Here is a 24,015-nt window from a genome sequence, read left to right on the forward strand (position 1 = left end):
CCCACGCTAGCCCAGCAGGCGGGCCACCGACCGCAGCGAGATGGGCAGCCAGCTCGGCCGGAACCGGGCCTCGTAGGCGGCCTCGTAGATGGCCTTGTCGAGCTCGAACGCGCCGAGCAGTTCGGGCCGCGACCGCGGGTCTTCGCCTGCCGCGCTGGCGTAGCCGTCACAGAACGCGCCCCGGTTGAGCTCGGCCCACTCGCGGGCCCGGTAGACGACCTGGGCGTCGTCGGGCTGGTCGACGATCAGGTGGTGCGGCGCGTACTCGAAGGAGCGCAGCATGCCGGCGACGTCGCGCAGGGGCGAGTCGGGGCGGCGGCGTTCCTCGACCGGCTGGCCGGGCTCGCCCTCGAAGTCGATCAGCAGCCAGGCCTTCGGCGTGCGCAGCACCTGGCCGAGGTGCAGATCGCCGTGCACCCGGTGGACGAGCATCTCGGTGCCGCCGACCGCCCGGAACCGCTCAGCCGCGGCGTCGACGTGCGGTGCCAGCGCGGGCACGAACGCCGCGGCCCGCTCGAGACGGGCCAGCATCCGGTCGACCGGGAACTCGACGATCTCGCTGCCCAGTTCCTGTGCCAGCATCCGGTGCACGACGGCGACCGCCTCGCCGAGCCGGTAGGACTCGCCGGAGAAGTCGCCGCCCACCTCGTCGGCGGCCAGGTCGGCCTCGCCGAACAGGTCGCGCACGCTGGTGGTGGCCATCGCCCAGCCCTCGGCGGAGTTTTCCGCGTAGGCGGTCAGCATGGCCAGCGAGACCGGCTCGCCGCGCTCGTCGGAGCTCTCCACCGCGCCCAGCAACTGGGCCACGTGTGCGCAGCCGGCCCGGGCCAACACCCGGTTGAGCTCGACGTCGGGGTTGATGCCGGCGACCACCCGGCGGAACACCTTCAGGATCGCCGCGCGGTCGTAGACCACGCTGGTGTTGCTCTGTTCGGCCTCGGCCACCCGGGCCGGCGCCTCGAGCGGCAGCTTGGCCTCCGGCTCGCGGCGGAACAGCAGCCGGCCGACGACCGCGTCCTGGTCGATCAGTTCGAGCAGCGCGCGGGCGGCCGGCTCGTCGTAGAGCGCGTCGTAGCCGGCCCGGTCGCCCTCGATGCCGATGGTCGCGGTGCCGGCGAACTCCGGGCGCGGCTCGCCGTCCCAGGCCACGTAGAGCTGATAGCGCTCGGTGCCGCCGTCGTCGTATTCGACGTCGAGCAGCACGTGGTCGAGGGACTCGCGCAGGGTGGTGACCGCGACAGGCGTGACACTGTGGAGGGTGCGGCCGCGTCCGGCGTACCACCGCTGATGCGGTAGCCAGTCGGCATACGGCAAAGTCATGACTCCTCCATGTGCTGTTCGGCAGCGCGGGCCGGATCATCCTCTTCGGACGGTGGGGTGAGCTGGAACCAGTAGAAACCGTATCCGGGCAGGGTCAGCAGGTAGGGTAGCTGGCCGATCCGTGGAAACAGGACTCGTCCGGTCAGCTCGATCGGCGAGTAGCCCGACCAGGCCTGCAGATTGAGCTCGATGGGCTGCGGGAAACGGGACAGATTGTTGACGCAGAGCACGACGTCGTCTTCGTGGTGGCGCAGGAACGCGAGCACCGCCGGGTTGGAGCCGCCGAGCTCCTGGAACGTGCCGACGGCGAACGAGTCGTGCCGGCGGCGCACCGAGAGCATCAGCCGCGTCCAGTTGAGCAGCGACGTGGAGCTGTCGCGTTGTGCCTCCACATTCACAGATTGGAAACCGTAGATCGGATCCTGGTTGACCGGCAAGTAGATGCGGCCCGGCGTCGAGGTGGAGAAGCCGGCGTTGCGGTCGGGCGTCCACTGCATCGGCGTGCGTACGCCATCGCGGTCACCCAGCCAGATGTTGTCGCCCATGCCGATCTCGTCGCCGTAGTAGAGCACCGGCGAGCCGGGCAACGACAGCAGGAGCGCGGTGAACAGCTCCTGCTGGTTGCGGTCGTTGTCGAGCAACGGCGCCAGCCGCCGGCGGATCCCGATGTTGGCCTTCATCCGCGGGTCTTTGGCGTACTCCGTGTACATGTAGTCGCGCTCTTCGTCGGTGACCATCTCGAGCGTGAGCTCGTCGTGGTTACGCAGGAAGATGCCCCACTGGCAGTTGGCCGGGATGGCCGGCGTGTTGGCCAGGATCTCGGAGATCGGGAAGCGGGACTCGCGCCGGACAGCCATGAAGATGCGCGGCATCAGCGGGAAGTGGAACGCCATGTGGCACTCGTCGCCGTCGGACTCCGGGTCGCCGAAGTAGGCGACCACGTCGGCCGGCCACTGGTTGGCCTCGGCCAGCAGCACCCGGCCCGGGAACTCGTCGTCGATCACCTTGCGGCAGTGCCGCAGGAAGGCGTGTGTCTCCGGCAGGTTTTCGCAGTTGGTGCCGTCGGCCTCGAAGAGGTAGGGCACCGCGTCCAGGCGGAAGCCGTCGATGCCCAGGTCGAGCCAGAACCGCAGGACGTCGAGCATGGCGTTCTGGACGGCCGGGTTGGCGTAGTTGAGGTCGGGCTGGTGTGAGAAGAACCGGTGCCAGTAGAACTGCCGGCGGACCGGGTCGAAGGTCCAGTTGGACTCTTCGGTGTCGACGAAGATGATCCGGGCGTCCTGGTATCTGCTGTCGGTGTCGCTCCACACGTAGAAGTCGCCGTATGGGCCGTCGGGGTCACGGCGCGACTCCTGGAACCAGGGGTGCTGGTCGGAGGTGTGGTTCATGACCAGGTCGGTGATCACCCGGATGCCCCGCTTGTGCGCGGCGTCGAGCAGGGCCACGAAGTCGTCGACAGTGCCGAACTCGGGCAGCACCTTGTAGAAGTCGCGGATGTCGTAGCCGCCGTCGCGCAGCGGCGAGTCGTAGAACGGCGGCAGCCACAGGCAGTCGACGCCCAGCCAGGCCAGATAGTCGAGGCGGTCGATCAGGCCGCGCAGGTCGCCGGAGCCGTCACCGTCGGAGTCGGCGAACGCCCGCACCAGCACTTCGTAGAAGACCGCCCGCTGGAACCACGTCGCGTCGACCGGGACGTTTCGTGCGTGGAGGAAGTCGTCCGAGGTGGGGTGCTCGACGATGCCGCGCTCGACGTGACTGCCCTCGGCCGGATCCGGTGGCTGCACCGAGACAGTTCCAGCCGTCACGTCACTCATGCTTCCACGCTAATGCCGAATCGGCTCCGCCACAGGGTGACGGCTGGGGTCGGTCGGTCAGCGGAGTTGTTCTGGGACGATCGCGGGCTGGCCCCGGGTCAATCCCTTGCGCTCCCGCAACAGCTTGCGGGTGGCGTAACGGTGGTTGACGTTACCGGGCGAACGCATCGCCTCGCCGAGGGTGATCGCCGCCCAGAACGCGGTGGCGGCGCCGCGGCCGTGCCGCATGGCGTGCAGCCGGACCCGGTTGGCGACCATGATGCCCCAGAGGGCGGGGACGTTGCGGGCGTCGCCGCCGTTGTGCACGGCCTCGGCGGTGGGCACGAAGGCCACCCGGAAGCCCTGGTCGGCCGCGCGCAGCGCGTATTCGGTCTCCTCGCTGTAGAGGAAGAAGCTCTCGTCCCACGGCCCGGTCGCGGTCAGGCAGGCTCGGCTGAACATGGTCACCGCGCCGGTCGCCCAGTCGGCCGGGGTCCGCCCGTCGTAGCCGGCCGGGTCGGCGATCACCTCGCCGCGGCCGAGCCGGCTGGCCCGATTGCCGCCCAGGACCGCCTCGGCCACCGCCCGGCCCAGCGTCGGACGGCGGCGCAGCGAGGTCTTGTAGGCACCGTCGCGGCCGATCAGCCGGGGCACCGCGATGCCGACGCCGGGCTGGGCCAGCGCGGCCAGCAACTCGGCGGCGCAGCCCGGCCGCAGCCGGGTGGTCGGGCTGAGCAGCAGCACGGCGTCGGCGTCGGGGTCGACGGCGGCGACCGCGTTGGCGGCGGCCGCGAAGCCGCGGTTGCTGTCGAGTTGCACCAGCGTCGCGTCGGGCGCCAGATCCTTGGCGACGGTCAGGGTGTCGTCGAAGGACCCGCTGTCGACCACGACCAGCCGCCAGTCGTCGACGCCGGCCAGGCCCGCGGGCAGCGCGGCCAGCAACGGCGGCAGGTTGGCCGCGCTGCGATAGGTGAGCACTCCCACCGTCAGTCGCATCGCCGGCCCCCTGCCCTGAAATAACACGCCTGGCTGAGGCTAGCGGAGCCGCGCCAGATTGCGTATCCACGGTCCGCACACCGGCCGGCTACCCCCGGTCGACCGAAAACCAATCACGGTCAATGCAGGTAGTCGGATTGTCACGCATTGAACATGGCACGTTTACCCGATGGGATTGTCGAGTAACTCTCGTCACAGTCATGACCGGAAGAAGTGATGCCGCGGCGGCGGCATGCCTTCTGAGGACCTCCGGCCGGCACAGCTCGGGGAACTGACTCTGGGGAGGAGACGGTGACAACCGTCGCGCTCAAAGATGTCACCAAGATCTTTCCAGACGGAACGGTCGCGGTCGACAACGTCAGCATCGACGTCAATGACGGCGAGTTCATGGTGCTGCTCGGTCCGTCCGGGTGCGGCAAGTCCACCGTGCTACGGATGGTCGCCGGCCTGGAAGATCCGACCACCGGCGCCATCCTGCTCGACGGCGACCTGGCCAACGACCTTCCGCCGCGCGAGCGCCGGATCGCGATGGTGTTCCAGGACTTCGCGCTCTACCCACACATGTCGGTCGGCGACAACATCGGTTTCCCGCTGCGCCTGTCCCGGGTCGAGCCGATGGCGCGCGGCGAGCGGGTGGCCGACGTGGCGAGCGCGCTGGGCATCGGCGACGTGCTCGCCCGCAAGCCCAACCAACTCTCCGGCGGCCAGCGGCAGCGGGTGGCGATGGGCCGGGCGATCGTCCGCCGGCCCGGCCTGTTCCTGATGGACGAGCCGCTGTCCAATCTCGACAGCGGGCTGCGCGCCGAGCTGCGGGCGGAGATCTCCGGGCTGGTCCGCGAGCTCGGCGTCAGCACCATCTACGTGACACACGACCAGGCCGAGGCGCTGACCATGGCCGACCGGGTCGCGATCATGCGGCGCGGCGTCCTGCAGGACGTGGGCACGCCGACCCAGGTCTACGGCCGCCCGGCCACGCTCTACGTCGCCGCGTTCCTGGGCAGCCCGCGGATGAACCTGCTGGAGGCGTCGGTCTACGTCCACCTCGACCGCTACGTCACGCTCAACCTCGGCGACCAGGCGCTCTACCTGCCGTGGGAAGACATCCGGGCGCGGGCGGTCGCGCACTACCACGGTGAGCGGATCGTGGTCGGGCTGCGCGCCGAGGCGCTCACACCGGTAGCGCCCAACAGTCCGGGCGACGTGCTCCAGGGCCGGATCCGCTATCTCGAGCACCACGGTCACGAGTCGCTGGCGTTCCTCGACATCGGCGCGACCGCCGTGGTGGTCGACGAGATGGGCCAGGCACCGACCGAGCAGGCCAGCGAGGGCGGCCCCCTGCGCCGGATCGGGCACGCGGTGCAACGGCTCACCAGCCGGGCCGCCAGCGCGACCGCGGTGCAGGAACTCGGCCCCGCGCGCAACCGCACCAGCGTGCTCAGCGACCCGGGCCGCCACCACCGCCGACCGGCCGAACTGGCGGTGCGGCTGGCGCCCTATCCCAACGTGCAGCCGGGCACCTCGCTGTCGGTCTCCGTACGCATGGACGCCCTGCACTTTTTCGACGATCGCGGCGACCGAATCGATGTGGGGTGGCGCTGACCGGGGCCGTGCCCTAGCGTCTGTCGGCACCTGAGTCCAGAGAGGATGGCACCGTGTCGGCAAACGGCCCCGGCCTGCTGATCATTGAACGGATCCTGCGCGACCGAGGCAGCATCTGGCAGCAGATCGTCGAGGAGCGCGATCTCAACCGACTGACCGGGCAGATGCTCGCCAGTTCGGCCGTCGCGCTGGCGCTCTACGGCGCGGTGCTCGGCTTCTTCAACAGCGGCCTGATGGCGCTCACCTCGGCGATCAAGCTGCCGCTGCTGTTCCTGGTCACCTTGGCCATCTGCCTGCCCACGCTCTACCTGTTCAACCTGGTCTTCGGCGCCCGGCTCTCGATGAAGCAGTCGGTCTCGCTGGTGATGGTCGCCATCACGGTGACCGCGATGCTCGCGGTGGCGTTCGCGCCGATCAGCCTGTTCTTCCTGATCACCGCGCCCGACTACGGCTTCTTCAAGCTGCTCAACGTCTCCATCCTGGCGCTGTCGGCGCTGGTCGGGCTGCGCTTCCTGACCGGCGGCATGCGGGTGCTGCACGAGCGCGGCCTGCTGAGCCCGGCGCGCACCGAGCCGGCGCTCGTGGCCGAAGCCGCCCCGATCTCGCCGGCCCCCGTCAACGAGGAGGAGAAGGTGCCGGCCGCGGTCGGCGCACCGACCGCCAACGGCGACGGTGCCGCGGTGCCGGCGGCGGCCCCGGCTCACCCGGTTCTGGTGGCGGGCGCACGACCCGGCGAGCGGGTCTGGGACCCGATCGCGGGTCGCTACGCGAAAATGCCCGCCGGTGTGGCCACCGAACGGCCGGCGAGCATGACGCTGCTCTACGTCTGGATCCTGCTGTTCGGCTTCGTCGGCACCCAACTGGCGTGGACCCTGCGGCCCTTCTTCGGCAACCCCGACTCCTCGTTCGCGCTGTTCCGCGAGATCGAGGGCAACTTCTACGCGGAGATCTTCCGCACCATCGCGGGTCTCTAGCGACGGGCCACGGCGGCGGCGCCATACTTCGCCGCCGCCGCATTGGCCGTCGGGCAATGGCCCTCGTCGCGGCCGCAGGCGGCCAGGTCGCAGAGCCGGCACAGCCAGGCGCCGCCGTCTTTCTCGGCGACGATGCCGGCCATCACCTTGCCGACCAGTCCGTCCAGTGTGGATCGCTCGGCCGGCGAGAGGCCGGCCAGCGCAGACCGCAGCGTCGCCGCCCGGGCCGCCGACAGGCGTTCGGCGGCGGCCCGGCCGGCCGGGGTGAGCGCCACCGAGCGCGACCGCCCGTCGCCGCCCGGGCCCCGGGTGACCAGGCCCGCCTCGGCCAGCCGGTCGACCAGCCGGACCGTGCCGGACGGGGTCAGGCCGAGCACCCGGCGGAGTTGGTCGATCGACGGCCGGTGCAGGAAGTGCAGCAGCGCCGACAGCGCCGCGGCCGCGGTCGGGTTGCCGGCCACCGCCGCGGTGCCGTCGCTCGCGGCCGCGACCGCGCCGGCGGCCGCGTCGGTCAGCGCGAGGGAGACCGCGCCGAGCAGGTTGGCCTGGTGGTCGAGGGCGTCGTCGCTCACGCCAACTCGTAGCGCAGGGTCAGCGGCATGTGCGGGTAATCGGCGTGGGTCGAGACGCTCTCCGCCGAGCCCGTGATGCCGGCGAGTTCGCCGGTGCCGGAGCCCGGCACGACCGTGGTGGTGATCCGCGCGGTCGTGCCGTCATAACTGCCCGCGCCTTGGAGCACGAAGCTGCCGGACCGACCGCCGAGCGTCCCGGTGATCTCCATGTTGGACACGTAGTCGCTGGTGCCGTCGGCCCGGTAGTAGAGCAACGACTCGAACGCGCCGCTGGTCAGGCCGTCGCCGGTGCCGGCGAGCGTGACCTCGGCCCTGGAGAACTTGCGGCCGTCGTCGAACTCGCGGTAGGGCTTCTCGTCCCACGAGGTGATCTCGAGCTTGGTTTCCATGATCTCGGTCATAGCCCCAACGTATGTGTGACTCAATCACATGTCAACCGGAACGACTCCTTAGGGGTCGCCCGGAACCGCCCCCCAAACCGGGCCGCGAGCGTGGACCGTCGCGTCGATAGGAAGGCACGCTACATGTAGACGACGTCACTATGGAGGTGCGGATCTCATGCGGCGCAGAAGCCTGCTCACCGGCGTACTCGGCGGAACGTTCCTACTCGCGGCCGGCTGCGCAAGCCCGGTCGACACCGTCGGTCAGGTCGACTTCGCCCGGCCGCTGCTGATCCCGCCGCTGGCACCGGCCACCGTCGACGGCACCGGGCAGCGGGTCTTCACACTGCACGCCCAGCCTGGCCGGCGCGACTTCGGCATCGGCGGCACCACGCACACCTGGGGCTTCAACGGCGACTATCTCGGGCCGACCCTGCGTGCCCGGCGCGGCGAGCGGGTGCGGGTCGACGTCGTCAACAACCTCGACGAGGAAACCAGCGTGCACTGGCACGGTATGCACCTGCCGGCCCGGATGGACGGCGGCCCGCACCAGCCGGTGCGCCCCGGCGCCACCTGGTCGCCGAGTTGGACCATCGACCAGCCGGCGGCCACGCTCTGGTACCACCCACACCCGCACGGCCGGACCCGCGAGCACGTCAACCAGGGTTTGGCCGGCATGTTCATCCTCGACGACGACGGCCCGGCGCAGCGCGCCCTGCCGCACGACTACGGTGTCGACGACATCCCGGTCATCGTGCAGGACAAAGACCTCCACGATGGACAGATCAAGAACAAGAACACCGGGGACCTGCTGCTGGTCAACGGCACCTACGCGCCCTACCTGAAGGTGGTGACCGAGCGGGTCCGGCTGCGCCTGCTCAACGCCTCGGTCTCCCGGGTGTACGCGTTCGGCCTCGCCGACGAGCGGCCCGTCAACCTGGTCGCCACCGACGGCGGCCTTCTCGCGGCGCCGGTCACGCTGAGCCGGATCCGGCTCTCCCCCGGCGAGCGCGCCGAGATCGTCGTGCCGGTACGCGCCGGCGAGCGGGTGGTGTTGCGCAGCTTCCCGCCGGAGATCGGCGCCGCGAGGTCGTTCGACACCGGCCGCGACCAGTTCGACGTGCTCGAACTGCGGGCGGCGGCGACCCTGCGCCCGAGCGCGAAGCTGCCGGCGGAGTTCGGCGGGCTGCCCCGGCTCGATCCCGCCACCGCGGTGACCACCCGCGACTTCCGCCTCAACGGCACCGATATCAACGGCGACGGGATGGACATGGACCGGATCGACACGGTCGTCACGCTGGGCAGCACCGAGATCTGGACGGTCCGCAACACCGACGGGCAGCGGCACAACTTCCACGTACACGATGTGCGGTTTCAGGTGTTGTCGCTCGGCGGCGCCGCGCCGCCGGCGGAGCTTTCCGGCTGGAAGGACACGGTGTTCCTGCCGCCGAAGACCGAGGCGCGATTGATCATGAAGTTCGCCGACTACGCCGACCCGGATATGCCCTACATGTATCACTGTCACCTTCTGATGCACGAGGACGACGGGATGATGGGGCAGTTCGTCGTGGTCGAGCCGGGGCAGTCGGCGGGCCGCATTTCCGGGGTGGGCGCACACGAGCACCACTAGGTAGGTTCGACTAGATTTGACCCGTGCTGGGGCTACCCGATCATGTGACCGCCTGCCTGTTCGATATGGACGGCGTGCTCACCCAGACCGCGACCGTTCACAACGCGGCATGGACCGAGACTTTCGACGAATTCCTCCGCCGGCGCAGTGCTCTTACCGGCGAGCCGTTCACGGCTTTCGACCCGCATTCCGACTATCCCAAATATGTCGACGGCCGGACCCGGGCCGACGGAGTGCGCACCTTTCTCGGGTCGCGCGGCATCACGCTTCCCGAAGGGCAGCCCGATGATCCGCCCGACGCCGACACCATCAACGGTGTCGGCAACCGCAAGAACGTCATCCTGCTCCGCCGCATCCGCGAAGACGGCGTCCAGGTCTACGACGGCTCGGTCGCCTACCTGCGCGCGGCGCGGGCCGCCGGCCTCAAGACCGCGGTGGTCTCGGCCAGCGCCAACACCCCCGACATCCTGAAGATCACGGGGCTCGGCGAGTGGCTCGACGCCCGGGTCGACGGCAACGTCGCGCGGGCCGAGAAGCTGCCGGGCAAGCCCGCGCCGGACACCTTCCTGCGCGGCGCCGAGATGCTCGGCGTCGCACCCGCCGACGCGGCCGTCTTCGAAGACGCACTCGCCGGAGTGGCGGCCGGCCGAGCCGGCAACTTCGGCATCACGATCGGCGTTGACCGGGTGGGTGGCAGCCATGGCGCCGACCTGAAGACACACGGCGCCGACATCGTCGTGCGCGACCTGTCCGAGCTGCTGGAGGGCAAGGCATGATCCGCGAACGGGCCTATCCCGTCGAGGCCTGGCACGTGCGGGAGACCCGCCTCGACGTCGACGTGCTGGCGCAGGCCGAGTCGGTGTTCGCGCTCGGCAACGGACACATCGGCATGCGCGGCAACCTCGACGAGGGCGAGCCGCACGGGCTGCCGGGCACCTACCTGAACTCGTTCTACGAGCTGCGCCCGCTGCCTTACGCCGAGGCCGGTTACGGCTTCCCCGAGTCGGGGCAGACGGTCGTCAACGTGACCAACGGCAAGCCGATCCGGCTGCTGGTCGACGACGAGCCCTTCGACGTGCGGTACGGCGCACTCGAGGCACACACCCGGGTGCTCGACCTGCGCGCCGGCACGCTCGACCGCTCGGTGCACTGGCGCTCGCCCGCCGGCCGCGCGGTCAAGGTGCGCAGCACCCGGCTGGTCTCGTTCACCCAGCGCTCGATCGCCGCTATCCGCTACGAGGTCGAGGCGGTCGACGAGCCGCTGCGGCTGATCGTGCAGTCGGAGCTGGTCGCCAACGAGGAGCTGCCCGGGCAGAGCCGCGACCCCCGGGTCGCCGCCGTGCTGGAGAAGCCGCTGCAGATCGAGGAGCGGATCACCGACAAGACCCGCGGCCTGCTGATCCACAAGACCAAGCGCAGCGGGCTGCGGGTCGGCGCGGCGATGCAGCACGAGATCGACGGGCCGGCCAAGACCAACATCAGCACCGAGGCGCACGACGACTGGGCCCGCACCACGATCGCCTGCGTACTCAAGCCAGGCGAGAAGCTGGTCGTGGTCAAGCTGCTGGCCTACGGCTGGTCCAGCCGGCGGTCGCTACCCGCGATCCGCGACCAGGTCAGCGCCGCGCTGGCCGCCGCCGAGTTCTCCGGCTGGGACGGTCTGGTCCAGGAGCAGAAGGAATACCTCGACACTTTCTGGGACGCCGCCGACGTGCAGGTCGAGGGCGACCAGGAGGTGCAGCAGGCGGTCCGGTTCGGGCTGTTCCACGTACTACAGGCCGGCGCCCGGGCCGAGCTGCGGCCGATCGCGGCCAAGGGCCTGACCGGTCCCGGCTACGACGGCCACGTCTTCTGGGACACCGAGATGTTCGCGCTGCCGGTGCTCACCTACACCCAGCCGGTGGCGGTGGCGCACGCGCTTCGCTGGCGGCACGCCACCCTGGAGATGGCCCGCGACCGGGCCAAACAGCTCGGGCTGCGGGGCGCCGCCTTCCCCTGGCGCACCATCCGCGGCCAGGAGTGCTCCGGCTACTGGCCGGCCGGCACCGCGGGCTTCCACGTCAACGCCGGCATCGCCGACGCCGTCCGGCGCTACGTGCAGGCCACCGGCGACGTCGACTTCGAGCGGGAGATAGGGCTGGAGCTCCTGGTCGAGACGGCCCGGCTCTGGCACTCGCTCGGCCACCACGACCGGCACGGCAAGTTCCACATCGACGGGGTTACCGGCCCCGACGAATACACCGCGGTCAAGAACGACAACATCTACACCAACCTGATGGCCAAGCGGAACATGGTTACCGCGGCCGACTGCGTCAGCCGGCACAGCGAGCGGGCCTGGCGGCTCGGTGTCGACGACGAGGAGACCGCCGCCTGGCGCGAGGCTGCCGTCAACATGCACATCCCGTACGACGACGAGTTGGGTGTGCATCCACAGGTCGAGGGCTTCACCCGCTACCAGGAGTGGGACTTCGACAACACGCCGCCGGAAAACTATCCGCTGCTGCTGAACTTCCCGTACTTCGACCTCTACCGCCGTCAGGTGGTCAAGCAGGCCGACCTGGTGCTGGCCATGCACTGGTGCGGCGACGCGTTCACGCCCGAGCAGAAGCTGCGCAACTTCGACTACTACGAGCGGCGCACCGTACGCGACTCGTCGTTGTCGGCGTGCACCCAGTCGGTCGTCGCGGCCGAGGTCGGCTACCTCGAGTTGGCACACGACTATCTCGGCGAAGCCGCGCTGATGGACCTGCACGACATCCACAACAACACCCGGGAAGGGCTGCACATCGCGGCCCTGGCCGGCGCGTGGCTCGGTCTGGTGGCCGGTTTCGGCGGCATGCGCGACCACGAGGAGCAGCTCACGTTCCTGCCGCGGCTGCCGGCCCGGATCAGCCGGCTGGAGTTCTCGCTGATGTGGCGGGGCATGCGGCTGCGGGTCGACGTGCGCCAGCACGAGGCGATCTACTCGCTGCGCAACGGCGCGGCCGACGCGAGCCTCGACTTCAGCCACCACGGTGAGGCGGTCACGGTGACGACCGAGAAAGAGGTGCGGATGCCGATCCCGCCGCTCGAGCCGCACCGGCGGCAGCCCCGCCAGCCCGCGGGTCGGGCGCCGGCCCGCCGGCCGGCACCCGACACCCGGCGGCGCTAGCTAGAGGACCGAGAGGTGGACGTGGTTGGTGTGGTCACTCGACGGGTCGCCGTGTTGGCCGCTGTATGACTTCCACGTCCCCGTCGACGGTAGCCAGACCTGTCGATACCAGATCACATAGAGAATGCCGAGCTTGTCGGCGTTCTTGACCAGGAACGACGCCAGGTTGTTGCCGTAGAACCTGGCGTCGCCCTGTGCGTCACCGCTGCCGAAGTCGTTGGTCTTGAAGACCGAGAAATCGCAGGCGCGCCCCTTCGGATGCTCGAAGGGGCCGCCGTCGCGGTGACACGAGACGAACCGCTTGTAGCCCACCCGCTGGGTCTCCTTGAGGGCGAAGAGCATCCGCGGCGTGATGCACCCGTTGGTCGTCGGGTCGTCGACGCTGCACGACTGCGCCGGGAAGGAACCGTCGGCCGCCCGCGGCGATTGCCGGGCCACCGGCTGGTTGACGTAGACGTTGCCGTTGACGGTCTTGCCGCCGGCCAACGTGAACGCCTTCTCCACTTCCGACTTCTGCTTCGCCATCACCGCTTCCTGTGCGGCCTCGCGCTTGACCTCCAGGTCGAGTTGGCTCTTGGCCGCCTGGGCCTGCTGTGTCGCTTCGGCCAGGTCGGCGAGCCGCCCGTTGTCGTAGGCCGACAGCATGTCGAGCGTCTCGGCCCGGGCCAGGAAGGCGTTGGGGCTGCGGCTGTTGAGCAGCATCAGCGCCGGCCCGATCCGGCCGTTGATGTAGCTGTGCCGGGCGATCTCGGTGGCCTGCGGCGTCAGCGCCGCGGTGCGGACCTGCAGCCGGGCGAGTTCCTTGCTCAGCGCGTCCTGCTTCTTGCGCGAGTCGGCCACCGCGTTCTTGGCGTCGACGAAGGCCCGGCTGGTGCGCTCGATCACGTCGTCGAGCAGTTCGTTCTTTCCGCCCTCGACCGGCGGTGCGGGGGTTGGGTTGGGTGCGGCGACCGCCGCCGGGGTGAGGGCAAGGCCCACCAACAGCGTGACGATCCCGACCAGGCCGGCGCGCCGGGCAAGAGCGCGCGGACGTCCTTTGCGCGTCATTCACGTTCCTTCGGTAGGGCCGCCTACCGGGTTAGCTGTCGGGTTCGGGGCGGAACAACCCCTACCGCATTCGCGGACTCACCCCAGGAACTCGGGTCCCCGGCTCGTCTCTCGACGATTAGGCAGCAGCGGCGCCGGTGTCACCGGGGGGATGATCCGGCGGAAGCCGGAGCCAGCTTAACCGATCCGGACCTATTCTTCGCAAGGATCGGATGGGCCTTCCTCAGACCCGGAATGCGTTACGCAGCAACGACTTTCGGTGACGTAAGGAGCGCTTAAGAAAGCGTACGGGAAAACGTGAAAGTAGTGCCGGCAACCGCGGCCGTCAGCCGAACGTGTGGTCAATCGAAGGTTCATTTCGAGTTGGCCGGTTCCGCTGGACAAGGAGGCTCGCGGGACCGCTAATGGAGTCACTCCGACCGGGCTTTACGCCGGACGGCACACACCCCACCCCATCGGCGCCGCCGGCACTCCCGCCGACGGCGGCAGACAACCGCACTCATCGGAGGCGCCGTGGACGAGATCGCCGTCCTCACGGAGCGCGCGGCGGAGACCTACGTCGCAGCCGCGGGATTCCGGGTCGGCCCGGTTGGCCGGGTCGGTGTCGAGCTCGAATACCCCGTGCGCGATCCGCGCGCGCCGCTGGCGCGCCCGTCGATCGCCCGGCTGGTCGAGGCGACCAGCGGCCTGTCCGATCCGCTGCCCGGGGGCGGCCGGATCACCGTCGAGCCCGGCGGGCAACTGGAGATCTCCTCCGCGGTCGGTGCGTCCCTGTCGGACTGTGTCGAGGCGACCCGGGCCGACCTGGCCCTGACCCGGGCGGCCCTGGCCGCCGACGGGCTGCTGCTCGACGGCACCGGCTTCGACGCGCACCGCCGGCCCGAGCTGATCACCACTCACCCGCGCTACCTGGCGCTGGCCGACTTCCACGCGCGAGCGGGCGGCAAGGGCCTGGCCGTGATGTGCAACTCGGCCTCCGTCCAGGTCTGCCTGGACTCCGGCGACGAGTCCGACGGCTGGAGCGGCTACCGGATGCGCTGGTGGCTGGCCGACGCGATCGGCCCGGTGCTGCTGGCCGCGTTCGCCAACTCGCCGCGGCGGATCCGCGGCACCCGGTGGGTCTCCTACCGCCAGGCGCTGCGGTTCGGCACCGACGCGACACGCACCCGCGCGCCCCGGCGCACCGGCGAGCCGCGCGCCGACTGGGCCCGCTACGCGCTGCGCGCCAACGTCACGATGATCGCCGAGCCCGAGCCGGCGCCCTGGCAGGTGCCCACCGGGCTGACGATGCGCTCCTGGCTGCGCGGCCACGGCCCGCGCCCGGCCACCCTCGAGGACCTGGAACGCCACCTGGGCACCCTGGTCCCGCCGGTACGCCCGCGCGGCTACCTGGAGTTCCGGATGATCGACCAGCAGCCCGGCGACGGCTGGGTGGTGCCGCTGGCCGTGGTGACCGCGCTGCTCGACGACCCGATCGCGGCCGACGCCGCCGCGGCGGCGACCGAGCACCTGCGCTCGCCGTTGCGCCGGCACCGCGACTGGCTCGCCGCGGCCCGCGACGGGCTGGCCGACCCGCAACTCGGCGCGGCCGCGCTGACCTGCTTCGCGGCGGCCGCCTCGGCGCTCGACCGGCGCGGCGCCGGCCGGCGGGTGCGGCGGGCGGTCGACGTGTTCATCGAGCGCTACGTCTCGCGTGGTGCCTGCCCGGCCGACGACCCGGTGCCACCGGCGACGTTCACCGAGCCGGCCCTGGGTTAGGAGTTCGGCAGGCAGACGGTCACGGCACCCGGCACGGCGCGGGCCTTGAGCTTCGTCGCGGCGCTCCGGGCGCCGCCGTCGATCTCGTAGGTCAGCGGTTCGGCCAGCTTGACCTTCACGGCCCGGCCCGCGGTCATCTTGATGAACGGTGAGCCCTCGGAGCGGCCGGTGGCCATCCGGCCGAGGGTGCGCGCCCATTCCAGCGCGCCCTCGGCGGTGGCCACGCCGACCTCGATGCGGCCGTCGTGCGGGTCGGCGTCGTCGAACGCCCGGATGCCGCCGGTGATGGTGCCGACGTTGCCGAACAGCACGCAACTGGCCGCTCCGGCGTACCACTGCTCCCCGTCGACCTCGACCCTCATCGGCACGGCACCGTCGCGGACGTGGCGGGCGCCGGTCCAGGCGTACGCCAGCCGGCCCAGCCGGTCCTTCATCCCGCCGTCGGCTTCGCGGATCAGTTCGCCGTCGAAGCCGGCGCCGGCCATCACCGCGAAGTGCTCGCCGTTGATCCGCCCGAGGTCGAGCGCCCGGCGCCGGCCGTGCAGCGCGATCTCGACGGCCTCGCCCAGGTCTTCGGGGATGCCCAGGTTGGTGGCCAGCAGGTTGGCCGTGCCGGCCGGGAGGATGGCCAGCGCGACGCCGTCGGCCTCGGCCCGGGCCACCGCGTCGACAGTCCGCTGCACCATCCCGTCGCCGCCCCAGACCAGGATCAGCTCGGCGCCGGCCTTGAGCGCCTTGCGCACCTTCTTGGGCGCCTTGCGGCTCTTGGGCACCTCGTACCACAGTGGATCGATCACGCCGGCGTCGGCGAGCCGGCGCCGCAGCTCCCGTAAGCCGCCACCCAGGCTCTTGCGTTGATGCGCGACGACCGCGACCTTGGTTGCCATGCGGGGGTTCTTACCCCGCGGAGCGACCCACCAAGCGGGCGTCGGGCACCGGACCGGCGGGCGCCGGGTCGGCCGGGAGCGGGTGGGCGGTCGCCGGCAGCGTGCCGAACTCGCTGTGCCGCGGCACGCCCGGCCACTGTGCGCCGCTCTCGCGCAGGAAGTATTCGAGGCCCGGGTCCCAGGTGTGCCCGCCAGCCCGGCGGTGGTAGACGTAGCCCAGCGGGTGGGTCCGGTAGATCAGGCCGCCACCCCGGGCCACCCGCTCGATCAGGCCCCGGTCGATCGACCGCGGCACCGGTCGCCAGCCGCCGATCTCCTCCAGGTCGCCCCGGCTGATCAGCATCGTGCCGCCGGCCACCACCCGGGCGTAGACCTCGCTGCGCCCGGCGTCGCGCCGCACGGTGGTGTCGAGGGCGTGCAGGTGCACGAACTCGGCCGACTTGCCGACCAGCGTCGCGCCGGAGACCAGCCGGGCCAGCACCAGGTCCCAGACGTGTTCGGGGCCGTAGGTGTCGTCGTCGTCGAACTTGGTGATCAGGCTGCCACGCGCCCGGGCGGTGGCCCGGCCGATCGCCTCGCCGAAACCGAACCGCTCCTCGGGCGCGATCGTGACCAACTCGACCGGCCGGCTGGAGCGGGCGACCCGGTCGAGCACCTCGGCCGACGGCAGCACGCCGTGCAGGCAGAGCACGATCTCCAGGTCGGGGTAGGTCTGCCGCTCGATCGCTTCCATCGCATCGGCGACGTGCTCCAAGCGACGGGTGACCAGCAGCACGCTGACCGGCGGCGGTGCGACCAGCGCCGGGAAGGTCTTGCCGGCCAGCCGGGGCAGCGCGAACGCGGTGGCGTGCTGGCGCAGCGCCGCTCGGCGCTGGCGGACGGCACGCACCTCCCACTCGAAGTCTCCGTCGGCCAGGTGCGGCAGGTCGTCGACGACCAGCGGGCGCAACTCGTCGGCCAGGTGGGCGGCGACCGGCGGCATCAGGTCGGGCGCGTGCAGCAGCACGCCGGCCGCGGCCAGCCGCACCAGCACCGCCGCCTCCTGGGTCGGGTGCACGCAGGGCGCCTTGGCGCAGTGCACCAGGCCGATCCCGGCCAGCGCGTCGACCGCTTCCTCGGGCAACCGGTTGGCGTCGAGCCGGCCGGTGACCAGGTTGCCGTCGGCACCGTTGATCCGCCAGGTGTCTTCGTCGAAGACGAGTTCGGCGCGGGCGGCGCCAGGGCCGAACGGGCCGTAGCGGCGGATGCAGGCCGAGTCTTCGACGTCGACCATGACACTCCCGGCCGCACCGGCCGCGCCCGCCTGGATCACCGTGCCGTAGACCTGGGCCGCCGCCGGCGGCTCCTCGCCGTCGTCGACGACCGCCGGCAGCGGCTCGCCGTCGGCGCTGAGCACCAGGTCGTGCGGGCGGATGTCGGCGTTGGTGGGCAGGCCGCCGGCGACCACGGCCACGTTGACGGCCGAGCCCACCCATGGCGGTGCCACGTCTTGCACGGTGATGTCGGCACTGGCCGGGCGGGGCAGCGGGCGGACCGACGTGAAGATCGGCAGCACCGCCATGATCAGCTTGCGCAGCGGGACCGACCAGCGCACCTCCAGCGAGACGGCGGCCCGGCCGTGGTTGCTCGACGGCATCTCGGTGCGGTGCCGCAGCAGGTGCGGGATCGGGCCCAGCCGGCCGGACCAGCTGCTCTGCGGGATGTGCCAGTTCTCGACGTACACGGTGAGTTTGCGGACCATGGTGATCGCGGCCGGGTGGTCGAGCAGCGCGCGCAGGTCGGCCAGCGAAGCGACGCTGACGCACATCGAGGTGACCCAGGTGTTGGCGCCGAGCGGCCCCGCGGGGCTCTGCGGCGACTCGATCACGCTCAGTGGCGCCCGGAACATGTGGGCGGGCCAGATCCGGCGGCGCTCGGCCCGTGGACCCGAATAGATCCGCCAGCGGTGGATGCGTATGGGATCCTGCTCCACCGACACGCCAAAGCTCCCGTCTCCCCCGGACCGGCGCCCGCCGGCCGGCGCTATAAACGTAGCGCCCGCGCGAGTCGGAATTTCGCTGGATACACTCTCGACCGTGCCGATCCCGAACGACGCAGCCGAGCCGGTGCGGATCTTCCGCAACGACTGGAGCGTCCTGCAGCCGCCAGAGATCGGCCGCTGGACGCCGACCCGCACCGTGTCCGTCGTGATCCCGGCATACAACTGCCAGGAGTCACTCAACCTGACACTGGCCTCGCTGGCGCACCAGACCTACCCGGCCGAGCTCCTCGAGGTCGTCATCGCCGACGACACCAGCGACCCGCCGATCGAGCTGCCGAAGATCCGCCCCGGCAATTGCCGGATCGTCCGGGTCGCCGACCACTCCTCGGGCTGGGGCCGCTCCAACGCCCTGCACGTCGGCGCCACCAACAGCACCGGTGAGATCATCCACTGGCTCGACGCCGACATGGTCGTCTACCCCGAGCACGTCGAGGCCCAGGCGCGCTGGCACCACGTCACCGACGAGGTGGTCACGCTCGGCCACAAGCGCTTCGTCGGCACCGGCTGGTCGACCCCGGAAGAGGTCTCCGAGCGGTGCGCCGCGGGCACGATCAACACCCTCTTCGAGTGGGACGAGACCGACCCGCACGACTACGTCGAGAAGATCATCGACGACACCGACCAGCTCCGCGCCGGCGACCACCTCAACTTCCGCGCCCACGTCGGCGCGACCGCGGCCCTGACCCGCCGCCTCTACGAGGAGACCGGCGGCCTCGACACCAGCCTGCGGCTGGGCGAAGACACGGAGTTCGGCTTCCGCCTGACCCAGGCCGGCGCGGCTTTCGTGCCCGAGCCGAAGGCCGGCAGCTGGCACATGGGCCCCACCAACATGATGCAGCGCGGCGAGCAGCTACGCCGCTACAACCACCCGTTCCTGGCCGACCTGATGCCCCACCCGCGCTGGCTCCGCCCGGCCGGCAACCGCACCTGGAAGGTTCCCCTGGTCACCGCGGTCGTCCCGGCCGACGGCAGCTTCGAGCTGGTCCGCACCTGCGTCGACCGCCTGCTGGCCAGCGACCAGACCGACCTGCGGGTGCTGCTCGTCGCCGACTGGTCGGCGATCACCCAGCAGCGCATGTCGGTCCTCAACGACCCGCTGCTCGACCGCCGCCTGATCGAGGCGACCTACCGCTCGGACCCGCGGGTGGCCCTGGTCAACGCGGTGCCGGAGTCGGTCTACCCGTCGCCCTACCTGCTGCGCGTCCCGGTCACCTGCGGCGTGGACGCCAACACGGTCCGCCGCCTGGTCGGCGTGGCCGACGAGTGGCAGGTCGGCCTGGTCCGCGTGCTCCCGCCGGGCGTCAGCTCCCCGGACGCGGCCGTCGAGCTCTGGCGCACGTCGGCGCTGAGCCGGGCCGCCCGGGTCCGCCGCGCGGACGAGACCTGGGAGAAGGCGGTCCTGGCCGTAGCCGGCGAACGCTGGGTCAGCGGCACCGACTTCGCGATCACCGACCTTGGCGAACTGCCGGAGAGCGACCTGGTCTCGCCGCGCCCACGCCTGGTGTCCAAGCCGGCGAAGAGCAAGAAGGCCAGCTACTCCGGCGTCGAGACGATCCCGGTCGGCGGCGCGCGGTCCCTGGCGGTCGCGACGAAGTTCGTCGCCCGCCGCTACGCCGACGCCGCCAGCCGCAAGCTCCGCGCCCGCAAGGGCAAGAGCACAAGCTGATCCGCGGCCGGATCACTCCCGCCGAAAAGCGGGTAGCCGGTCCCCCTATGCCATTTTTCCCCGCAGGCTGGGTCCGGGTTCTACCCGCTTTGCTCTGCACCCCTGTAGGAAGCGCCTCCGGCGCGGCGGCGCTTCCTACAGGGGTGCAGAGCAAGGGATCGGGGTAGGCCGTCGGGACGCACATGTTTTGGCATGTGGCTACATGCCAAAACATGTATGCCGGAACGAGCGGTCCCCGTCCGGCCGCGACACGCCCGGCGCCGGCGGCGCGCCGTGAGCAGGACCCGGTGGGCACGCCGACCGGCCCAGCGGTCCGGGAGGGCTGCACACGCGCAGGGATCAGGTGATGGTCAGGACGCCGCGTGCGTCGGCGGCGACCACCACGGCGCCGATCACGGCTCCGGTGAAGTCGGGGCCGCCGAGGAGCGGGTCGGACGACGCGCCGAGGGCCGCCCGCCAGACCGCCGGCGGCTCGGCCGGGAGCGCGAGAGGTGGAGCGGCCAGGTCGGCGAGCGGGAGCCGCACCGACCACCGGTCGCCCGCGGGCACCACCGGGTAGGAGCGGGACGGGATGCCCGGTGCGAGTTCCAGGTGTAGGAGCACGTCCGGCTCCAGGCGACCGACGCCCTCGACGCACAGGTCCGTGCCGTCCTGCCGGGCCACGGTGGCGTAAACGGTCGGACGGTCCACCAGCAGGCGCAGCACGCCGCCGCGGGCCAGCGGTGTCACCCGGGTCGCCGGGTCGATCCAGCGGGACGGCAACGGCGGGGGCGGGTCGGTGACGCGAACCAACATGCGGGGCGGGGCGATGTTGACCGTCCACTCCCCCGGGGCCAGGCGTGACGCGTGCAGCGAGGCAGTGCCGGACACCGCGGTCGCGACCACCCGGTGCGGCGCGCCGCCCTGGTGTAGCCACAGCATGGAGAGCGGGCTCCGGGCGCCGGCGACTCGCAGCCGCAGCCGGTCGTCGCCGGACCAGCGCACCTCGGTCACCGAGACCGGGTGCGCCGGGTCGCGCCAGGCGGCCATCCCGGCCAGGCCGCTCGCGTGGACGTCGCGGACCAGGGCGACCAGCCGGTCGAGGTCGTCGCCCAGCGCCAGGCGCCAGGCGGTCGCCAACCGGCCCGGCAGGCGGTCAAGGACCCCGGGGTCGATGTCGGCCACGAAGGCCGACGCCAGCTTGCGGAAGCGGGCCCGGTAGGCCTCGTCGACGTCGGGCAGCACCTCCAGCACCAAGCGCAGGTCGCTCTGCAGGGCGGTCTCCGCGTACCAGGTCGCCAGGTCGGGCGGCAGTTCGCGGCGGGCCGTGCTCACCGCCGCGAAGCGGTCTTCCAGGTTGCGTTGCTCGGCCAGGCGCTGGCTGATCGACGGGTCGCCGGGCGGGCGTTGCCGCCAGTAGTAGACCGGCAGACCGACCACGTCGACCGCCCGTGCCCGACCGTAGAGCGGCACGGTCACCGGGATGTCCTCGTAGTGCACGCCCTCAGGAAAACGGGTCTCGCCCCAGAACGACCGCCGCCAGACCTTGTTGCAGGCCAGGCGGTCGTAGACCAGGTAGCGAGCGGTGCGCGGGTCGACGGCGAGCCGGGTCTCCCGGTGCGTGCCCCGGTGCAGCGGCGACGGGGTCAGCACACCGTCGGTCAGCAGCCGCACGTCACCGGTCGCGAAGTCCGACCCGGTCTTCTCCAGAGCGCCGACCAACACCTCGAAGGCGTACGACGGCAGCACGTCATCGGCGTCGACGAAGGCGAGATACTCACCGCGCGCCACGGCAGCGCCGGCATTGCGGGCCGCGCCCAGGCCGGCGTTGGCCTGGCTGACCAACCGGAACCGCGGATCCCGGGCCACCCACGCCGCCGCTACCGCACCGCTGCCGTCCGTCGAGCCGTCGTCGACCAGCACCACGTCGAGATCGCGGTAGGTCTGCCCAGCCAGTGATTCGAGGCAAATGTCCAAATAGCGGAGGACGTTGTGCACCGGAACCACGACCGACAGCACGGCGTCAGCCCGGAAAGATCGTCTTGACCACGCGCTCGGCGGCGTGGCCGTCTTCGAGGCTGGTGAACCGCTGCCGGAACTCGGCGCGGGCCTTGGTCGCCGCGTCGTTGTCGACCGCGCCCGTGCGGAAGGCGTCGAGCAGGTCGTCGAAGGTCAGCGCGACCGCACCCGGCGGTTCCGCCACGATGTCGAAGTAGACGCCCCGGACCATCCGGTAGGCGTCCCAGTCGGGCGCGTAGATCACGATCGGCCGGTCGAGCACCGCGTAGTCGAACATCACCGACGAGTAGTCGGTGACCAGCACGTCGGCGGCCAGGTAGAGGTCTTCGACCGACGGGTAGGCCGACACGTCGCGCACCGAGGGCAGGTCCACCGGATCCGGCCCCGCGCCGGCGCGGTCGAGAAAGTAGTGGCTGCGCATCAGCAGCACCGAGTCGGGGCCGGCGGCCTCCAGCAACCGGGCCGGGTCGAACGGCGGGTGATAGCCGGGCAGGTGCTCGCGGTGGGTCGAGGCGTAGAGCACCACCCGCTGGCCCGGTTCGATCCCCAGCCTGGCCCGCACCTCGGCCACGTCGTCGGGGGTGGCCAGCGCCAGCCGGTCGTTGCGGGGATAGCCGGTCTCCAGCGTCCGGTAGCGGCACGGGTAGGCCCGCTCCCACATCTGTGTGGTGAACGCGTTGGCCGTGATGCTCCAGTCCCACCGGTCGGCCCGGCGCATCTGGCCGACGAAGTCCGGGTCCTGCACCCCGCCCGGGAAGTCGCGCTGGTCGAGGCCCATCACCTTGAGCGGCGTGCCGTGGTGGGTCATCACGTGCGTGCTGCCGGGACGCTTGACCACGTAGTTGGGCCAGTTGACGTTGTTGACCAGGTAGGTCGCGCGGGCCAGAGCCTGGAAGTAGGGCCGGGTGCCGGCCACCACGTAGGGCACACCCTCCGGCATCGAGCCGGCCTTGTCGCGACGGACGACCCAGACTCCGCGTACGCCCGGGGCCAGCTCTTTGGCCTTCTCGTAGATCGCCGCCGGGTTGCAGGCGTAGCCGCGGTACCAGTAGGCGGCGAACAGGGCGAGGTGCGGATCCCGGGGCCGGCGCAGTTCGGAGCGGTAGTAGGCGCGCAGCGCGGCGGAGCGGCCGAGCCGGGCGGCCCGCTTGCCCTGCCGGGCGGTGCGCAACGCGACGCGGCCGGTCGCCTTGGCGTCCTGCGCACCCTTGAAGCCCGCGCGAAGCAGTTGGAACGTGCGCTGCCGGCCGCCCGCCACCAGCCGGTGCTTGATTCCGGCCAGGCCGCCGGGCACCGGATAGCCGTTGGGCGGCAGGTAGCGGTGGTACTGGGCGGTCATCTCGGTGAAGAACCGGGCCCGCAGCTCATCGGGCAGCCGGTCTTCGTTGCCGCGGACGATCAGCAGGTGCCACACCATCCGGCGGAACAGCAGCCCACGCAGTAGCTCGGCGCCCGGCCGGGTGTCGTCGAAGGTGTCGAAGACCTCGGCCCAGTTCGCGAAGATCGCGAAATGCCCGTCGCCGACGGTGCGGGTGGCCGCGCCGACCCGCCGCTGCCGGTAGTGCACGCCGATCCGGTCGAGGATCGTGATCCGCTGGGCGGCCAGCAGCACCCGGTAGGTGAACGGGACGTCCTCGTACCAGCCGGTGCGGAACTGAAAGCCGGTGGCCAGCAGCAGCGAACGCCGGACGATCTTGTTCCACGGTGTGTGCAGGATGTCGATCGCGGCCGGCCACTCGTGCAGCGCGAAGACCTGGGGCGCACCGGTGAACACGTTCTCGGGGCGCTCGCTCCTGCCGTCCCAGTGCTCCCGGACGTGGTCGACGATGACGACGTCGGGGTCGAGGTGCGCGATCCGGGCGGCGACCGCCGGCACGATGCCCTCGGCCAGCCAGTCGTCGCTGTCGACGAACCAGACGTAGTCGCCGGTGGCGATCTCCAGGCCGCGGTTGCGGGCCGGGCCCTGGCCGCCGTTGCGCTCGACCGTGAGCACCGTCACGCGGGGGTCGCGCGCCGCGTACTCGGCCAGGATCTCGGCGCTGCCGTCGGTGGACCGGTCGTCGACCGCGATCAGCTCGATCGGCACCGACCTGTCGGCCAGCACCGAGTCGAGGCACTGCCGCAGGTAGGCCCGCACGTTGTAGACCGGCACGATGAAGCTGATCAGCGGGCTACCGCCAACGCCCGATTCCGCCACCAAATC

At 71.2% G+C, this 24,015-nt stretch carries 17 protein-coding genes and 1 riboswitch; of the genes, 7 read left to right on the forward strand and 10 right to left on the reverse strand.

Going from position 1 to position 24,015, the window contains the following annotated elements; all coding sequences use genetic code 11:
• Positions 1-6: 6 nt before the first annotated feature.
• The 3 genes from AB0J74_RS19380 to AB0J74_RS19390 are packed head-to-tail and all read right to left on the reverse strand — an operon-like array spanning position 7 to position 4,109.
• Complete coding sequence (locus AB0J74_RS19380) at positions 7-1,320, reverse strand: maltokinase (protein WP_363449683.1); 1,314 nt, start codon at positions 1,318-1,320, stop codon at positions 7-9.
• The gene (treS, locus tag AB0J74_RS19385; RefSeq protein ID WP_363449685.1) at positions 1,317-3,134 is read right to left on the reverse strand and encodes a maltose alpha-D-glucosyltransferase; all 1,818 of its coding nucleotides are present in this window, start codon (positions 3,132-3,134) and stop codon (positions 1,317-1,319) included. The genes AB0J74_RS19380 and treS overlap by 4 nt, the downstream gene beginning before the upstream one ends.
• A 57-nt stretch (positions 3,135-3,191) precedes the next feature.
• Entirely contained in the window at positions 3,192-4,109 is a 918-nt protein-coding gene (locus AB0J74_RS19390; RefSeq protein ID WP_363449687.1) for a glycosyltransferase, read from the reverse strand.
• A gap of 291 nt (positions 4,110-4,400) precedes the next feature.
• On the opposite strand from AB0J74_RS19390, the gene AB0J74_RS19395 reads away from it, so the two are divergent.
• Together AB0J74_RS19395 and AB0J74_RS19400 are read left to right on the forward strand one after the other, a co-directional pair.
• A complete protein-coding gene (locus AB0J74_RS19395) occupies positions 4,401-5,708 on the forward strand; it encodes an ABC transporter ATP-binding protein (RefSeq protein ID WP_363449689.1) in 1,308 nt (435 codons plus the stop codon).
• A gap of 53 nt (positions 5,709-5,761) precedes the next feature.
• A complete protein-coding gene (locus tag AB0J74_RS19400) occupies positions 5,762-6,682 on the forward strand; it encodes a hypothetical protein (RefSeq protein ID WP_363449691.1) in 921 nt (306 codons plus the stop codon).
• On the opposite strand, the gene AB0J74_RS19405 is transcribed toward AB0J74_RS19400, so the two are convergent.
• The gene (locus tag AB0J74_RS19405; protein ID WP_363449693.1) at positions 6,679-7,254 is read right to left on the reverse strand and encodes a MarR family transcriptional regulator; all 576 of its coding nucleotides are present in this window, start codon (positions 7,252-7,254) and stop codon (positions 6,679-6,681) included. The genes AB0J74_RS19400 and AB0J74_RS19405 overlap by 4 nt on opposite strands.
• The gene (locus AB0J74_RS19410) at positions 7,251-7,655 is read right to left on the reverse strand and encodes a DUF3224 domain-containing protein (protein WP_363449695.1); all 405 of its coding nucleotides are present in this window, start codon (positions 7,653-7,655) and stop codon (positions 7,251-7,253) included. The genes AB0J74_RS19405 and AB0J74_RS19410 overlap by 4 nt, the downstream gene beginning before the upstream one ends.
• A gap of 157 nt (positions 7,656-7,812) precedes the next feature.
• Here AB0J74_RS19410 and AB0J74_RS19415 point away from each other — a divergent pair, with 157 nt between their 5' ends.
• The 3 genes from AB0J74_RS19415 to AB0J74_RS19425 are packed head-to-tail and all read left to right on the forward strand — an operon-like array spanning position 7,813 to position 12,415.
• Positions 7,813-9,264, forward strand: coding sequence for a multicopper oxidase domain-containing protein (locus AB0J74_RS19415; protein WP_363449697.1), 1,452 nt, complete (start codon positions 7,813-7,815; stop codon positions 9,262-9,264).
• Between the two features lie 23 nt (positions 9,265-9,287).
• Positions 9,288-10,040: a beta-phosphoglucomutase family hydrolase gene (locus tag AB0J74_RS19420; RefSeq protein WP_363449699.1), complete on the forward strand. Its 753-nt coding sequence runs from the start codon at positions 9,288-9,290 to the stop codon at positions 10,038-10,040.
• Entirely contained in the window at positions 10,037-12,415 is a 2,379-nt protein-coding gene (locus AB0J74_RS19425; protein WP_363449701.1) for a glycoside hydrolase family 65 protein, read from the forward strand. Before AB0J74_RS19420 ends, AB0J74_RS19425 begins: the two co-directional genes overlap by 4 nt.
• Here AB0J74_RS19425 and AB0J74_RS19430 read toward each other — a convergent pair whose 3' ends face one another.
• Entirely contained in the window at positions 12,416-13,462 is a 1,047-nt protein-coding gene (locus AB0J74_RS19430) for a hypothetical protein (protein WP_363449703.1), read from the reverse strand.
• A 2-nt stretch (positions 13,463-13,464) separates the two neighbouring features.
• Positions 13,465-13,597: riboswitch (cyclic di-AMP (ydaO/yuaA leader) on the reverse strand.
• A 378-nt stretch (positions 13,598-13,975) separates the two neighbouring features.
• Between AB0J74_RS19430 and AB0J74_RS19435 the strand changes: the two genes are divergently transcribed.
• Positions 13,976-15,220 carry a glutamate-cysteine ligase family protein gene (locus tag AB0J74_RS19435; protein ID WP_363449705.1) on the forward strand — a complete coding sequence of 415 codons (1,245 nt, stop codon included), beginning with the start codon at positions 13,976-13,978 and terminating at the stop codon, positions 15,218-15,220.
• Here AB0J74_RS19435 and AB0J74_RS19440 read toward each other — a convergent pair.
• Together AB0J74_RS19440 and AB0J74_RS19445 are read right to left on the reverse strand one after the other, a co-directional pair.
• A complete protein-coding gene (locus AB0J74_RS19440) occupies positions 15,217-16,107 on the reverse strand; it encodes a diacylglycerol kinase family protein (protein WP_363449707.1) in 891 nt (296 codons plus the stop codon). The genes AB0J74_RS19435 and AB0J74_RS19440 overlap by 4 nt on opposite strands.
• A gap of 10 nt (positions 16,108-16,117) precedes the next feature.
• Positions 16,118-18,085 (reverse strand): glycosyltransferase, encoded by a 1,968-nt coding sequence (locus AB0J74_RS19445; protein ID WP_363449709.1) that lies wholly within the window; start codon positions 18,083-18,085, stop codon positions 16,118-16,120.
• Between the two features lie 97 nt (positions 18,086-18,182).
• Here AB0J74_RS19445 and AB0J74_RS19450 point away from each other — a divergent pair, with 97 nt between their 5' ends.
• The gene (locus AB0J74_RS19450; protein WP_363449711.1) at positions 18,183-19,814 is read left to right on the forward strand and encodes a glycosyltransferase; all 1,632 of its coding nucleotides are present in this window, start codon (positions 18,183-18,185) and stop codon (positions 19,812-19,814) included.
• Positions 19,815-20,153: 339 nt separating this feature from the next.
• On the opposite strand, the gene AB0J74_RS19455 is transcribed toward AB0J74_RS19450, so the two are convergent.
• Both AB0J74_RS19455 and AB0J74_RS19460 read right to left on the reverse strand, forming a co-directional pair.
• A complete protein-coding gene (locus AB0J74_RS19455) occupies positions 20,154-21,812 on the reverse strand; it encodes a glycosyltransferase (protein WP_363449713.1) in 1,659 nt (552 codons plus the stop codon).
• A gap of 4 nt (positions 21,813-21,816) precedes the next feature.
• Complete coding sequence (locus AB0J74_RS19460) at positions 21,817-24,009, reverse strand: CDP-glycerol glycerophosphotransferase family protein (protein WP_363449715.1); 2,193 nt, start codon at positions 24,007-24,009, stop codon at positions 21,817-21,819.
• Between the last annotated feature and the right edge of the window lie 6 nt (positions 24,010-24,015).

Source organism: Asanoa sp. NPDC049573, from assembly GCF_040676615.1.
Taxonomy (GTDB): Bacteria; Actinomycetota; Actinomycetes; order Mycobacteriales; family Micromonosporaceae; genus Asanoa.